Genomic DNA, 14,406 nt, shown 5'->3' with positions numbered 1-14,406 from the left:
CTCACGTACACGCGTGTCGAGCCCGGACACGCGGCAAACAAATTTGCGAATCACGTCATGACGGATGCCCGAACAAGACATGATGTTTGCCAATCGCCCGGCCGGGGAGGATCGAGCGCGATCCATCACTCAATCCTCGGCTGGCGGATTATGCCGGGGAGGTCGCGATGTCAGATTCGAGGTTGCGGTCCTTGGCGATCGCCTGTGCGGCCGTCACAGGCGCCTTGTCGATAGGAATGTGGGCCTTCCCGTCGGAGATGAAGGCGATCATCGCCGAAGCCAAGCTGCTGGCCAACGAAGGCTGGATCATGAGCGGCACCGGCGTCCCGACACCCGACCAGAACTACATCGACTCAGTTGAATCGCTTTACCTCAGCCAGTTCAGCAACTACACCTTCCAGGGCCTGACCACGCCTGAGCAGTTTTGCCCGATCATCTGCAACCCCAGCGAGCCTGATCTCACCTTCGGCCAGTCGGTCAACGAGGGCGTTACCGACCTGAACAACGTGATCGTCCCGGCGCTGCAGGGCGGAAACAACGTTGCGGTGCTCGGCTACTCGCAGAGCGCAACCGTCGCCACCGTGGAGGTGAACAACCTGCTCGACAACACTCCGCCCGGAGTTGACCTGAGCCATTTGAACGTCGTGCTGCTCGGCGACCCCAATAGCCCGATCGGCGGGATCCTCGACCGGTTCCCATTCCCCGACGGCGTCGGCGCTTTCAGTTTGAGCCCTGAGCCGCAACACGTTCCGTTCCTCGGTATCCCGCTGGGCTTGGCCGACACCCCAACCACCGGCATTGCCAGCGACATCTACACCGGCGAATACGACGGCTGGGCCAACTTCCCCGAGGACCCCAGCAACCTCTTCGCCGACCTCAACGCGCTCATCGGCATACAGACCGTGCACCCGTTCTATCCGGACCCGACTCCCGGTGTGAACCTAGACACCACCAACATGGTTGATCTCGGGACGATCGGCAGCGCTCACTTCTACGACATTCCCGCACCGCTGCCGACGCTGGCGTTCATGTTCGACGGTGGACCTGCCGGGCACTTCTTTTACGATTTCTTCTCCCCGTCCGCGATCTTGTCTGACGACTGGGCCTACGGAAACCCGGGCGACCCGGGTGCCGGTTTCGCAGTCAACGGGGTCGACCCGATTGGTGTCGTCGGTCCCTGGCAGGTCGATGCGACCGGCCAGTTGATGGCCTCCGGCGTCGACGGGTTCATCCCGAAGATGGATCCGCTGCAGATGCTGGCCGGCATGGAGTATGCCGGGGTGCAGTCGTTCGTCGGCCCGATCAACGACCTGCTGCAGGATGCGGGGCAGGCGCCGCTATCGCAGTCGGTCGTCGACTCGCTGCTGTCGGGCTATGACGCCACCAACCAACTGGACGCGTCGCTGCTGACCAACTGGATTGACCTGACGGCGAGCATGCCGTCTTTGGGCCCGGACGCGATCTTCGATGGTGCGCCGCTGATTTCCGGGCAGCCGCTGATCGACCTCGTTGGCTTCGGTTTCGACGCCTTCAACTTCTTCGGCGCCTAAGTCGCATCAGCCACTGCCGCAACAGCAACTGGCCTGCACGCCTTTTCCGAAAAGAGGGCGCATGTGATATCACCCGTCGCTCGCCGGGCACGTGATATCGCATGCGCATTCAAATCACACAAGGCACTATGCCCTAGGCGAGGGCCTTCTGAGACGGATGGGATTCAGCCGGGGCGTAGGGTCATGCCCCGTGGATGTCCGTGTCGTTGACCACCCGCTGGCGACGGCCCGGCTGACCACACTGCGCGACGAGCGCACCGACGATGCGACGTTTCGCGCCGCGCTGCGCGATCTGACTCTGATGCTGGTCTACGAGGCCACCCGTGACGCGCCCAGCCAGACCGTCACCGTGCGCACCCCGCTGGCCGAGACGGCGGGCACCCGATTGGCGAAACCGCCATTGGTGGTGGCGGTTTTGCGAGCCGGACTGGGCATGGTCGATGCGGCGCTCACCCTGGTACCGGAAGCGCGAGTGGGGTTCGTCGGCGTCGCCCGTGACGAGCAGACCGCTTTGGCCACACCATATTTGGAGTCGCTGCCCGAAGATCTGCACGGTCAGCCGGTGCTGGCCCTCGATCCAATGCTGGCTACCGGCGGTTCGATGACGCACGCGATCGGGTTGCTGCAACGCCGCGGCGCCGACGACATCACCGTGCTGTGTGTGGTGGTGGCCCCGGAAGGCATTGCGGCGCTGGAGAAAGCAGCCCCCAACGCCCGGGTGTTCACTGCGGCGCTCGATGAGGGCCTCAACGAGGTTGCGTACATCGTCCCCGGCCTCGGCGACGCCGGCGACCGCCAATTCGGACCGCGATGAATTACCAGCGCTGAACCGACGACGCCAGGTCGTCGCACAACGCGGTCGCCCGCTGACGGGCGCCGGAGCGAACTTCGATGTAGAACTTGAGCTTCGGTTCGGTGCCCGAGGGTCGCACCACAACTCGCGCCGACGTGTCTTCGTCACCGCCTGTGAAGATCAGCGCATCAGTGTGGGGCAGCAGATCCGTTGTGGTCGAAGCGAATCCGGCTAGATGACTGGGCGGCGAAGCCCGTAGTCGGCGCATTAGCGCGGTGGCCTCATCGGCGTTGGCCACCGCCCGCGACACGGCCGCCCCGACATGGACCCCGAATCGGCGGGCCAGGTCATCCAGCGCGTCGAGCACCGAGCGGCCTTGCCGTTTCAGCGTTGCCACTAGATCGCAGGCGAGCACCGCGGCGGTGATGCCGTCCTTGTCGCGGACCGCGGCCGGGTCGACGCAGTACCCGATCGCCTCCTCATACGCGTAGACCAACCTGCTGCCGGGCAGGTCGGCATCGGCGCGGGCCAGCCACTTGAATCCGGTCAGGGTCTCGACGTGGCGCGCGCCCCTGTGCTCAGCGATCGCAGACAGCATCCGCGATGACACCACGGTGCTGGCCACCACACTGTTAGCGAGTTCGCCCGCCTTGGTCCGGGCCAGAATGAAATCGCCCAGCAGCCAACCGGTCTCGTCACCGGTTAGCATCCGCCAGCCCGCCGCTGCGGGTATTCCCACGGCGCATCGATCCGCGTCGGGATCCAGCGCGATCGCGATGTCGGCATCGATGCCGTTGGCCAGCGCCACCAGCGCATCCGTCGCGCCGGGCTCTTCGGGATTGGGGAACCGAACGGTCGGGAAATCCGGATCCGGAGCGAACTGGCTGGCGACGGTGTGCATGTCGGAAAAGCCGGCGCGTCGCAGCGTTTCCACAGCCACCGCGCCGCCTACCCCGTGCAGCGCCGTCAGCGCCACCCGGAGCGGGCCCGACGAGCGCCCGACCCGGGCGGCCCGCTCGATGTACAGCTCGACCAGATCGGCGTCGGCGGGTTCGACGTCCGCCCTGGCGATTTCGTCAGCGAACGGGGCGACGGCCATCGCGGTTTCGATCTCGTGGTCGGTAGGGGAGACGATCTGGATTCCGCCGTCAAAATAGACCTTGTAGCCATTGTCGGTCGGTGGATTGTGTGACGCGGTGATCTGAATACCCGCCGCTGCGCCGGTGTGCCGTACGGCGAACGCGACCACCGGAGTGGGTACCGGATGCGGAAGCAGTATGGGCGAAAAACCCTTGGCGGCAAGCACTTCAGCTGCTGAGACCGCGAACGTGGCCGAGCCGTGCCGAGCGTCGCGCCCGACGATCACCGTCGAGCCGCGAAGGCCGCGGTCTGCGAGCACCTTCGCCACCGCCCACGTGGCGCGCAACACCACAGCGAGGTTCATTGCATCCGGCCCACCCCGTATCGGGCCGCGCAGTCCAGCGGTGCCGAACGTCAGCGGCCGGGCGAACCGCGCGGCGAGTTCGGTCCGGGGGCACCGGGCGAGTTCGGCGGCCGTCACGGGGTCGGGGTCGTGCGCGATCCAATCCTCCGGAGTCATGGCGCCGCTCCTCTTCATCGCTTCGCTCTGCATCGTCGCCGGCGCGCGTCACGCCAGTCCTCTACAGTCGCGCAACCACGTCAGCCAGCAGGGCGCCCATCCGCGTCGCCGAGGCTGCGCCCGCCGCCAGTACCTCGACGTGGCTCAGTGGTTCGCCGGTTATCCCGGCCGCCATATTCGTCACCAGCGACACGCCCAGCACCTCGGCGCCCGCGGCCCGCGCCGCGATCGTCTCGTGCACAGTCGACATCCCGACCAGCTCGGCGCCCAGCGTCCGCAACATCCGGATCTCCGCGGGCGTCTCGTACTGCGGCCCGGGCAGCCCCGCGTAGACGCCTTCGGCCAGTGCCGGGTCGACCTCGCGGGCCAGCGCCCGTAGTCGCGGCGCATAAGCGTCGACCATGTCGACGAACTGGGCGCCGCTAAGCGGAGACCGCGCCGTCAGGTTCAGCTGGTCGCTGATCAGCACCGGCCGGCCTACCTCGAAGTCCTCACGTACTGCGCCGGCGGCGTTGGTGAGTATGACGACGCGCGCTCCCGCTGCGCGCGCCGCCCGCACCGGATGCACGACGTGCAGCAGGTCATGGCCTTCATAGGCGTGCACACGACCGGCCAGCACGAGCACGCGGTGTGCGCCGACACCCACAGAAAACACCTGACCGGTGTGGCCGACCGCGGTCGGTGGGGTGAAGCCGGGCACTTCGGCCATCGGCAGCTCCGCGGTCGCCGAGCCCAGCGCGGCTACCGCCGGGGCCCACCCCGACCCCAGCACGATCGCGACGTCGTGCTCGGCGATCCCGGTGCCGTCGGCGATGAATCGTGCGGCCCGCCGCGCGAGCGCGTCAGGGTCGGACGGACCGTCAGTCACAGTGGGGCAGCCTAATCGGACAACGTTGCGCCAAAGGTGAGTTGGCGCAGTGCACGCAGAAAGACGTCTCGGTCGCTGGCCGATAGCTGGCCGAGCCAGTGCTCCTCCCCACGCTGGATGGCCACCTGCACCGTGTCCTTGATGGACCGGCCCGACTCTGTGATCGCCAGCAGGCGCGCGCGGCGGTCGTCGGGATCGGGAATTCGTTCGATGTAACCCTGCTGCTGCAACTCGTCGAGGGTGGGAATGATGCGTGTCTTGTCCGCGCCGATCGCCTCCGCGAGCGCCGCTTGCGTGCGGATCGGTGAACGATCCAAGGCGCTGAGAACGATGTAGCCCCACATCGACAGGCCGTGCGCGGCCAGCACTGGCTGCTCGGCAGCCACGGTTTGCTGAGCCAGCTGCACCAGCATCGCCGCGAGGTCGGGCCGCATCGCCTTTCGCACCACCTCTGGATGATAAGGGTTGACATATGATCTATACACGCACATGATATGCGCGTGCATATAAATCAAGATGTTCGGCCGTTGCATCGGGTTGCGGTGCTGGCCTCTGTTGACGTGGTCTCGACCGTCACCTCCGACGACTTATCGAAGGTGACGCCATGTGTGGGATGGAATCTGGCTGACCTGCTCACTCACATGACGGTCCAGCATCTCGGCTTTGCCGCCGCCGCCCGCGGTCACGGAGCCGACCTGGCGATATGGCAACCCGACACCGTCGCCGAAGCGGTGGCAGTTGATCCAGCAGGCACCTATTCGGCGGCAGCCAGCACGCTGTTAGACGCGTTCGCCGGTGCCGATGTGCTCGATGCGCCGTTCGCGTTACCGGAGTTCGGGCCCGGCGCAGCCGTCCCGGGCTCAATGGCGATCGGTTTTCACTATGTGGACTATGTCGTGCACGGCTGGGATGTGGCTCGCACGATGGGTCAGCCCTTTGAGCTTCCGGTCGACGTTGTGTCCGCCGCAGTGCCGTTGGCGCTCGCGGTGCCCGACGGAGACTTCCGCATCGCGGAAAGCGCGGTGTTTGGCCCGGCGATCCCGGCCATGCCGTCCAGGGAACACGCCAACGACCTCGACCGCATCCTCGCTTATCTCGGCCGCTCCCCGCAGTGGGAACCACCCGTCGCGGCGGCATGATGACGACGACATCCTTCGGCGCCATCACCGGTCAGCCGCCCATCACGCCCGACAGCGGCATTTTCAGCACGGATTGGTTGCCCGGCCCGTCCGACGGGAGCCAGTCTCCAGTCGTGGTGAGTTTCACCGACTTTCATTCCGATTCCGAGGAGGACTGGCAACAGATCGCCGAATTGGGTGTGAAGCTGGCGGAAAGCTGGCCGATTATGCGCGGCGCGGTCGGGCTTTGGCTGTGGGGCAAGCCGATTGAGTTGCGCGGCGGATCGGTGTCCGTCTGGGAAAGTCACGCGGACTTGCGTCGCTTCATCCGCTGGCCCGCTCACGTCGCCATCATGAAAAATTGGCGGGGACGAGTACGCGTGCGATCCGCCAGCTGGGATGACGAGCGATTTGTCCCGGCGCAGGCGTGGCTTCGCGCCGAGGCGCAGATGCGGTCTCCGCGCGACATGTGAGCCGGTCGCGACGGCGCGGTTACCGTCGGTGAGATACTGCGAGGATGGCCTCATTCCCGGTACTGGATCGCGTCGAAGACGCGGTGCGGCGCCGTGGCACGGACCTGGTCGAGCTATCCCACGCGATTCACGCCGAACCGGAGTTGGCGTTCGCCGAGCACCGCAGTTGTGCCAAGACGCAAGCATTGGTCGCTGAGCGAGGTTTTGAGATCACCGAGTCCGCCGGCGGGCTCGACACGGCTTTCCGCGCCGACTTCGGCAGCGGTCAGTTGGCCGTCGGCATCTGCGCCGAGTACGACGCGCTGCCCGAGATCGGCCATGCCTGCGGCCACAACATCATCGCCGCGTCGGCGGTGGGTGCGGCGCTGGCGCTAGCCGACGTCGCCGACCAACTAGGCCTGACGGTTGCGCTGCTCGGCACGCCCGCCGAGGAGTTCGGCGGGGGAAAGGTGTTGCTGCTAGAGGCCGGAGTCTTCGACGACTTGGCCGCGGCCGTGATGATGCATCCCGGGCCGGTGGACATCGCCGCCGCCCGATCGCTGACGTTGTCCGCGGTCCGGGTGGAATACCACGGGCGCGAAGCGCATGCGTCGGCCGCACCCTTCCTGGGTGTCAATGCTGCCGACGCGGTCACCGTCGCACAGGTGGCTATCGGGCTGTTGCGTCAACAGCTGGCACCCGGTCAGCAGATGCACGGCATCGTCTCCGACGGTGGTCAGGTGGCCAATGTCATCCCGAGCCGGACCGAACTGCAGTACACGATGCGGGCGACCGAGGCGTGGTCGCTGGGCGACCTGGAAGGCAAGGTCGGCGACTGCTTCTTGGCCGGTGCGATCGCCACCGGCTGTGAGTTCAGCGTCGAGCAAACCGAGCCGGTGTATGACGCGCTCAAGCCCGACCCATGGCTGGCCGGTGCTGTGCGCGCCGAGATGACGCGGCTCGGGCGCGCACCCATCGATGAGGAACTCGAGGAGAAGCTCCCATTGGGCAGTACCGACATGGGCAACGTCACGCAGGTTCTGCCGGGCATCCATCCGATGGTCGCTGTCGATGCCGGCGGCGCGTCGTTGCACCAGCCCGAATTCACCGCCGCGGCCGTCGGTTCCAGTGCCGACCAGGCCGTTATCGACGGCGCAATCATGTTGGCGCGCAGTGTCGTTCGCCTCGCCGAGTCATCGGAGGAACGCGACCGGGTGCTGGCGGCTCGCGACCAGCGGGCGGCGTCATGAGCCTCTCCGAGAGCGCTGAATCGTGGCTGGCAGCACATTTCGACGACTTGGTTGCCTGGCGGCGGCACATCCACCGCTACCCGGAGTTGGGTCGTCAGGAGTACGCCACCACGCAGTACGTCGCCGAACGGTTGGCCGACGCCGGCCTCAACCCGAAGGTGCTATCCGGAGGGACGGGGTTGACCTGCGATTTCGGTCCCGAACACCAGCCCCGCATCGCACTGCGGGCCGATATGGATGCGTTGCCGATGGCCGAGCGGACCGGTGCCCCGTATGAATCGACGATGCCCAACGCCGCGCACACCTGCGGCCACGACGCCCATACCGCGATCCTGCTGGGCACGGCGCTGGCGTTGGCAGCTGTTCCGGAGTTGCCTATCGCGCTGCGGCTGATCTTTCAGCCCGCCGAAGAGCTGATGCCAGGCGGCGCCATCGACGCGATCGCCGCCGGCGCGTTGTCCGGGGTGAGCCGGATCTTCGCCTTGCACTGCGATCCCCGGCTGGCGGTCGGCAAGATCGCGGTGAAACCGGGTCCGATCACATCGGCGGCCGACATGATCGAAATCACCCTCTATTCGCCGGGTGGCCACACTTCGCGGCCGCACCTGACCGCCGACCTGGTTTACGGGTTGGGCACGCTGATCACCGGGGTGCCCGGTGTGTTGTCACGCCGGATCGACCCGCGCAACGGCACCGTGATGGTGTGGGGCGCGGTCAACGCCGGAGTGGTCGCCAATGCGATCCCGCAGAGCGGCGTGCTGGCGGGCACCATCCGCACGGCCAGCCGCGAAACCTGGCTGAGCCTCGAGGACATCGTGCGCCAGGCGGTGGTCGGCCTGCTCTCGCCGCTGGGTATCGAGCACACCTTGCAGTACAGCCGCGGTGTTCCACCGGTGGTCAACGAGGAGATCTCGACGCGCATCATCGCCCACGCCATCGAGGCGGTCGGCCCAGATGTGCTGACCGATACCAAGCAGTCCGGCGGTGGCGAGGACTTCTCCTGGTATTTGGAGGAGGTGCCCGGCGCGATGGCGAGGCTGGGTGTCTGGTCGGGTCAGGGCCCGCAGCTCGACCTGCATCAGCCGACGTTCGACCTCGACGAGCGTGCGCTGGCGATCGGGTTGCGGCTGATGGTCAACATCGTCGAGCAGGCCTCCCTCGCAACCTAGCCTTCTAGGTTCCCGGGCCGATATTGCGGGCTGGACGGGTACGTAGGTTGTGCACGTATTCGTCTGGCGCACCAGCGATTTCGGCGGCATCGGCCATCACACCGATATAGCGGGCCGACGGCAGGCCACCCTCCCAGGCGTCCACCACATACAGCCACGCCAGCACCGGATCGGTGGTCGTGTCGGACGACACACGTTCCACCCGGCACCGAATCTTTTTGTGGATGCCCAGCTCGGATCCCTCCCAGCGATCGAGGTTTCGCTCGTCTGCTGGCGTCATGTCGTAGAGCACGACGAACACCTTTGAGGCGGGGTCCTCGACGACAGTGGCCAGCGCGCCTTCCCAGCCGATGTCCTCGCCGCCGAACGTCAACCGCCAGCCGTGCAACCAGCCGGTTCCGGCCATCGGCGAGTGGGGCGCACGCTGCTGCATCTGCTCGGGATGCATATTCGACCCGTAGGCAGCGTAGAGCGGCACGGAGAAAGCTTAAACGGCCGCCGCTGGCGTGGCGGTGAACCGACGGGTTGGCCTGAGGTTGGTTAGGTTAGACCCGTGGCGACCCGCATCGTGATCCTCGGCGGAGGGCCGGCCGGTTATGAGGCGGCGCTGGTCGCCGCGGCACGCGACGCGGAGGTCACCGTCATCGACTCGGACGGCGTCGGCGGCGCGGCCGTGCTCTTCGACTGTGTGCCATCGAAAACGTTCATCGCCTCCACTGGCGTGCGCACCGAACTGCGCCGGGCGCCTCACCTGGGTTTCGACATCGACATCGAGGACGCCAAGATCTCGCTGCCGGAAATCCATCAGCGCGTCAAGACGCTGGCCGCCGCACAATCGGCAGACGTCAACTCCGAACTGGTCAATGCGGGCGTCGAGGTGGTCGCGGGCAAAGGGGAGCTGATCGACGCGACCCCTGGTCTGGCCACCCACTGCGTCAAGGCAACTGCTGCCGACGGCACCACGACAACCCACGACGCTGACGTCGTCCTGATCGCCACCGGCGCCAGCCCGCGAGTGCTGCCGTCGGCGCAGCCTGATGGCGAGCGCATCGTGACCTGGCGCCAGCTCTACGACCTGGACACCCTGCCCGACCATCTGATCGTGGTCGGTTCCGGTGTCACCGGTGCCGAATTCGTAAACGCCTACACCGAATTGGGCGTTGACGTCACGGTGGTGGCCAGCCGCGACCGGGTGCTGCCGTATGAGGATGCCGACGCCGCCCGGGTGCTGGAGGATTCGTTTGCCGAACGTGGCGTCCAGTTGGTCAAGAATGCCCGCGCGGAGTCGGTCACCCGCACCGACTCCGGGGTGCTGGTCACGATGACCGACGGTCGCACCGTGGAGGGCAGCCATGCGCTGATGACGATCGGGTCCGTTCCCAACACCAGCGGCCTGGGCCTGGAACGAGTGGGCATCGAGTTGGGGCGGGGAAACTACCTGACCGTCGACCGGGTATCGCGGACGTCGGTGCCCGGCATCTACGCCGCCGGGGACTGCACCGGCCTGCTGTTGCTGGCCTCGGTCGCTGCGATGCAGGGCCGGATCGCCATGTGGCATGCGCTGGGGGAGGCCGTCAGCCCCATCCGGCTGCGTACGGTGGCCGCCGCGGTGTTCACCCGGCCGGAGATCGCCGCGGTCGGCGTTCCTCAGTCGGCGATCGACAACGGATCGGTCAGTGCCCGGACCATCATGCTGCCGTTGCGGACCAATGCGCGAGCAAAGATGTCGGGGCTGCGGCAAGGCTTCGTCAAGGTCTTTTGCCGGCAGTCAACCGGTGTGGTCATCGGCGGTGTCGTGGTTGCGCCGATCGCATCGGAGTTGATCCTGCCGATCGCGATGGCCGTGCAGAACCGAATCACCGTGAATCAGCTAGCCGAGACGCTCTCCGTCTACCCGTCGCTGTCTGGCTCGATCACGGAGGCGGCGCGGCGGCTGATGGCGCACGATGATCTGGACTGACGCAGCCGCGCGACGATGCAGTGGGGGCACCCCCAGCCGCGCAGCGGCGAGGGGGACGCGTAGCGCGATGAGGAGGAGACGGGCAATCGGGCCCGTGCCAGGTAGCCTTGGGAGCCAGTGTCCTACTGACGAGTAACCGACAGGAGTCCTGTGCCGTGAGCGACCCGATTCGCATACCGGGGAGCGAGCAGACCCGACCGGGTTCCTTCTTAGGACCTGAGCAGCGCGCCTCGGCCTGGGAGCGGCTCGGCAGCGAGCAATTCGACGTCGTGGTCATCGGCGGCGGTGTGGTGGGTTCGGGATCCGCGTTGGACGCCGCCACCCGTGGCCTGAAAGTCGCGATGGTCGAAGCCCGTGACTTCGCCTCGGGCACGTCGAGCCGATCCTCGAAGATGTTTCACGGCGGACTGCGCTACCTCGAGCAACTGGAATTCGGGCTGGTTCGTGAAGCGCTCTTCGAACGCGAGCTGTCGTTGACCACCTTGGCGCCGCATCTCGTCAAGCCGTTGCCGTTTTTGTACCCGCTGACCAAGCGGTGGTGGGAACGCCCATACGTCGCTGCCGGCCTCCTGCTGTACGACGAACTTGGTGGCGCGAAATCCGTTCCGGGCCAGAAGCATTTGACCCGCGCCGGCGCATTACGCTTAAGCCCTGGCTTAAAGCGGACGTCTTTAGTCGGCGGTATCCGCTACTACGACACCGTCGTCGATGACGCCCGGCACACCATGACCGTCGTGCGTACCGCCGCGCATTACGGCGCGGTGGTGCGGTCGTCCACTCAGGTGGTTTCGCTGCTGCGCGAGGGCGATCGGGTGACCGGCGTGCGGGTACGCGACTCGGAGGACGGCGCCGTCACCGAAGTCCACGGCCACGTTGTCGTCAACGCGACCGGGGTCTGGACCGACGAGATTCAGGCACTGTCCAAGCAGCGCGGACGATTTCAAGTGCGTGCCTCCAAGGGTGTGCACATCGTCGTGCCGCGGGACCGCATCGTCAGCGACGTCGCGATCATCCTGCGCACCGAAAAGTCGGTGATGTTGGTCATCCCGTGGGGCAACCATTGGATCATCGGGACCACCGATACCGACTGGGCATTGGATCTGGCGCATCCGGCGGCCACCAAGGTCGACATCGACTACATCCTGGGCACCGTCAACACCGTGCTGGCCACCCCGTTGACACACGCCGATATCGACGGGGTGTACGCCGGTTTGCGACCGCTGCTGGCGGGGGAGAGCGAGGACACCTCCACGTTGTCGCGTGAGCACGCAGTTGCGGTGCCCGCTCCCGGCCTGGTCGCCATCGCCGGCGGCAAGTACACCACGTACCGGGTGATGGCTGCCGATGCGATCGATGCCGCGTCGCAATACATTCCGGCTAGGGTGGCGCAGTCGATCACCGAGAAAGTGCCCCTGCTCGGCGCCGACGGCTACTTCGCGCTGATCAATCAGACCGAGCACGTCGGTGCGCTGGAGGGACTCCATCCCTACCGGGTGCGACACCTGCTGGACCGCTACGGCTCGCTGATCCACGAGGTGCTGGCGATGGCCGCCGACCGCCGCGACCTGCTCAACCCGATCGCCGCGGCTCCGGGCTACCTGAGGGTCGAAGCCGCCTATGCCGCCGCGGCCGAGGGCGCGTTGCATCTGGAGGACGTCTTGGCGCGCCGGACGCGGATCGCCATCGAATATTCGCACCGCGGGGTCGACTGCGCGCGTGAAGTGGCCGACATCGTCGCGCCGCTGCTGGGTTGGTCCACCGCCGACGTCGACCGCGAGGTCGATACGTACACGGCGCGGGTGGAGGCCGAGGTTTTGTCGCAAGCCCAGCCCGACGACGCGTCGGCGGATGCGCTGCGGGCCAGCGCTCCCGAAGCCCGCGCGGAAATCCTCGAGCCGGTGCCCTTAGTTTGAGCCGACCGTGAGGTCACTGCCGCTGCCGCCACGCGACGGATTGGGACCGGCGCGACTGCGGGTGCGCGGCGGCCCGCTCGGCGACGAACTGCTGAGCCGGTTCGGGCCTGTGGTGGCGGCCAAGGCGATCGCCGGTGAGGTCGTCGACTCCCGCGGCGAGGTGCTCGATCCCGCCACCGTGCTGCCTGCTGGTGCCAGCGTCTACTTCTACCGCGACCTGCGCGACGAGGTGCCGGTGCCATTCGACATCCCCGTGCTGTATCGCGACGACGACATCGTCGTGGTCGACAAGCCGCACTTCCTGGCCACCATGCCGCGCGGGCGTCACGTCGCGCAGACCGCGCTGGTGCGTTTGCGACGGCGACTGGGATTACCCGAGCTGAGCCCGGCCCACCGGCTGGACCGGCTGACCGCAGGCGTGCTGCTGTTCACCGCCCGCAGCGAGCTTCGGGGCGCCTATCAGACGATGTTCGCCCGCGGCGCGGTGCACAAGACGTACTTGGCGAGAGCCGCGGTCAACAGCGAGCTGGCGTTACCGCGCTTGGTGCGCAGCCGGATCATCAAGCGCCGCGGCCATTTGCAAGCCGTCGAAGAACCAGGCGAGCCCAACGCCGAGACGTTGGTGGAGTTGATAGCACCGGATGGCTCCTACCGGCTGACGCCGCGCACCGGGCGCACCCACCAGCTGCGGGTACACATGACCTCGCTCGGCACACCGATCTACGGAGACCCGTTGTACCCCAGCGTGGTTGACGTTCCAGACGACGACTTCAGTCAGCCCCTGCAATTGCTGGCGAAGAGTATCGAATTCGAAGACCCGTTGACCGGATCTCTGCGCCAGTTCGTCAGCTCCCGAGGCCTACACGCCGCGGGCTAGCAGCGCTCGGCGCCGCGACGCATGCGCGGCAGGTCTTGATCAACCGATGCGGCCACGTTCCGGGTGGCCGGATTGCCGTCCTCCCGGACAGGCCGCATCGCCCAACTGAGATTCGCGCCCGCAACGGCGGCGCGCAATGTCTCCCAGGCGCGAGCCGTCAACACGCCCGCATTGAGAGAGCGGATAGTCGTCAGGTTGCTGAGGTTGACGTGGTTCTGCAGTGCTAGCACCCTGGTGCCCTTCAGTAATCCGGCGACGTCGTTCGCCGAAATTCGACGTCGTCGGTGTATTCCTCCGCGACTAGCACGAAGACCCTGCAGTGTCGGTGATCGGGGTCACAGGCCAGTCAGCAATGACCAACCGTGCATCGGCAATTTCTATTCCACGGTACGTGCCAGGAGACGTTTCTGCCCGGTGCGCAGCAGGCCGTGTCGCAATCTTCGGACAGGCATCCGGGCCCCAGTAGTCGATCGCCTGCGGACTGGCGCTTCGGCGACGGGCCTCGTCGACGCTGAGATAGCGGGCGCGTCGGTGACCGCTCTCTGGACGTAAACAGCTCGGAAACTGCGGCTGAAATCGCGAATCCGACGATGCCCCGGCACGATTGCGCAGCGGCGAATCTTGTTACCATGCCAGCAGTGTGTCGGGCTGCGGCTAGGCCGGCGTCGATCACCACATCGTTCCGATTGAAGGAATTGGGTTGAAAATCAACAGATTTGGCGCTGCGCTGCTTGTCCTAGCCACTTGTGCAGCGATTTTGTCGGCATGTGGCGGTGACAAGAATGCTCCCGGAGGAAGCTCGGCGACGGGGACGCTGCCGGCGAAGGTGGCATGCGGCGGCAAGCCTACTTTGAAG

General features: G+C 66.4%; 15 protein-coding genes. 9 read left to right on the top strand and 6 right to left on the bottom strand.

The window, feature by feature from the left end:
* The first annotated feature begins 167 nt into the window (after window positions 1-167).
* Both WB785_RS09780 and upp read left to right on the top strand, forming a co-directional pair.
* Complete coding sequence (locus tag WB785_RS09780; RefSeq protein WP_424078772.1) at window positions 168-1,550, top strand: PE-PPE domain-containing protein; 1,383 nt, start codon at window positions 168-170, stop codon at window positions 1,548-1,550.
* A gap of 190 nt (window positions 1,551-1,740) precedes the next feature.
* Window positions 1,741-2,364, top strand: coding sequence for a uracil phosphoribosyltransferase (gene upp, locus WB785_RS09775; protein ID WP_424078770.1), 624 nt, complete (start codon window positions 1,741-1,743; stop codon window positions 2,362-2,364).
* Window position 2,365: 1 nt separating this feature from the next.
* Here the strand turns inward: upp and WB785_RS09770 are convergent, their stop codons facing one another.
* From WB785_RS09770 to WB785_RS09760, 3 genes are all read right to left on the bottom strand, one after another.
* Window positions 2,366-3,943 carry a phospho-sugar mutase gene (locus tag WB785_RS09770; protein WP_424078769.1) on the bottom strand — a complete coding sequence of 526 codons (1,578 nt, stop codon included), beginning with the start codon at window positions 3,941-3,943 and terminating at the stop codon, window positions 2,366-2,368.
* Window positions 3,944-4,004: 61 nt separating this feature from the next.
* On the bottom strand, window positions 4,005-4,811 hold the full coding sequence (locus WB785_RS09765; RefSeq protein WP_424078768.1) for a purine-nucleoside phosphorylase: 807 nt from the start codon (window positions 4,809-4,811) through the stop codon (window positions 4,005-4,007).
* Between the two features lie 11 nt (window positions 4,812-4,822).
* Window positions 4,823-5,245 carry a MarR family winged helix-turn-helix transcriptional regulator gene (locus WB785_RS09760; RefSeq protein ID WP_424078816.1) on the bottom strand — a complete coding sequence of 141 codons (423 nt, stop codon included), beginning with the start codon at window positions 5,243-5,245 and terminating at the stop codon, window positions 4,823-4,825.
* A gap of 66 nt (window positions 5,246-5,311) precedes the next feature.
* On the opposite strand from WB785_RS09760, the gene WB785_RS09755 reads away from it, so the two are divergent.
* The 4 genes from WB785_RS09755 to WB785_RS09740 are packed head-to-tail and all read left to right on the top strand — an operon-like array spanning window position 5,312 to window position 8,800.
* Window positions 5,312-5,950: a TIGR03086 family metal-binding protein gene (locus WB785_RS09755; RefSeq protein ID WP_424078766.1), complete on the top strand. Its 639-nt coding sequence runs from the start codon at window positions 5,312-5,314 to the stop codon at window positions 5,948-5,950.
* Complete coding sequence (locus WB785_RS09750) at window positions 5,923-6,402, top strand: hypothetical protein (protein WP_424078765.1); 480 nt, start codon at window positions 5,923-5,925, stop codon at window positions 6,400-6,402. The genes WB785_RS09755 and WB785_RS09750 overlap by 28 nt, the downstream gene beginning before the upstream one ends.
* 44 nt (window positions 6,403-6,446) lie before the next feature.
* The gene (locus tag WB785_RS09745; RefSeq protein ID WP_424078764.1) at window positions 6,447-7,631 is read left to right on the top strand and encodes a M20 family metallopeptidase; all 1,185 of its coding nucleotides are present in this window, start codon (window positions 6,447-6,449) and stop codon (window positions 7,629-7,631) included.
* The gene (locus tag WB785_RS09740) at window positions 7,628-8,800 is read left to right on the top strand and encodes an amidohydrolase (protein ID WP_424078762.1); all 1,173 of its coding nucleotides are present in this window, start codon (window positions 7,628-7,630) and stop codon (window positions 8,798-8,800) included. The genes WB785_RS09745 and WB785_RS09740 overlap by 4 nt, the downstream gene beginning before the upstream one ends.
* 4 nt (window positions 8,801-8,804) lie before the next feature.
* Here WB785_RS09740 and WB785_RS09735 read toward each other — a convergent pair whose 3' ends face one another.
* The gene (locus WB785_RS09735) at window positions 8,805-9,278 is read right to left on the bottom strand and encodes a gamma-glutamylcyclotransferase (protein ID WP_424078760.1); all 474 of its coding nucleotides are present in this window, start codon (window positions 9,276-9,278) and stop codon (window positions 8,805-8,807) included.
* A gap of 75 nt (window positions 9,279-9,353) precedes the next feature.
* Here WB785_RS09735 and WB785_RS09730 point away from each other — a divergent pair, with 75 nt between their 5' ends.
* The 3 genes from WB785_RS09730 (at window position 9,354) to WB785_RS09720 (ending at window position 13,550) form a co-directional block, all read left to right on the top strand.
* The gene (locus tag WB785_RS09730; protein WP_424078759.1) at window positions 9,354-10,760 is read left to right on the top strand and encodes an NAD(P)H-quinone dehydrogenase; all 1,407 of its coding nucleotides are present in this window, start codon (window positions 9,354-9,356) and stop codon (window positions 10,758-10,760) included.
* Window positions 10,761-10,915: 155 nt separating this feature from the next.
* Window positions 10,916-12,673, top strand: coding sequence for a glycerol-3-phosphate dehydrogenase/oxidase (locus tag WB785_RS09725; RefSeq protein WP_424078757.1), 1,758 nt, complete (start codon window positions 10,916-10,918; stop codon window positions 12,671-12,673).
* Window positions 12,674-12,680: 7 nt separating this feature from the next.
* A complete protein-coding gene (locus WB785_RS09720) occupies window positions 12,681-13,550 on the top strand; it encodes a pseudouridine synthase (protein WP_424078756.1) in 870 nt (289 codons plus the stop codon).
* On the opposite strand, the gene WB785_RS09715 is transcribed toward WB785_RS09720, so the two are convergent.
* Both WB785_RS09715 and WB785_RS09710 read right to left on the bottom strand, forming a co-directional pair.
* Window positions 13,547-13,780 (bottom strand): hypothetical protein, encoded by a 234-nt coding sequence (locus tag WB785_RS09715; RefSeq protein WP_424078754.1) that lies wholly within the window; start codon window positions 13,778-13,780, stop codon window positions 13,547-13,549. The two genes, WB785_RS09720 and WB785_RS09715, sit on opposite strands and share 4 nt — an antisense overlap.
* Before the next feature lie 439 nt (window positions 13,781-14,219).
* The coding region (locus tag WB785_RS09710) for a hypothetical protein (protein WP_424078753.1) at window positions 14,220-14,406 on the bottom strand (187 nt) is incomplete at its 5' end.

Source organism: Mycobacterium sp. (genome assembly GCF_049585075.1).
Lineage (GTDB): Bacteria > Actinomycetota > Actinomycetes > Mycobacteriales > Mycobacteriaceae > Mycobacterium.
The sequence above is the reverse complement of the archived record's forward strand: the minus strand, read 5'-3'. Positions and strand labels throughout refer to the sequence as shown.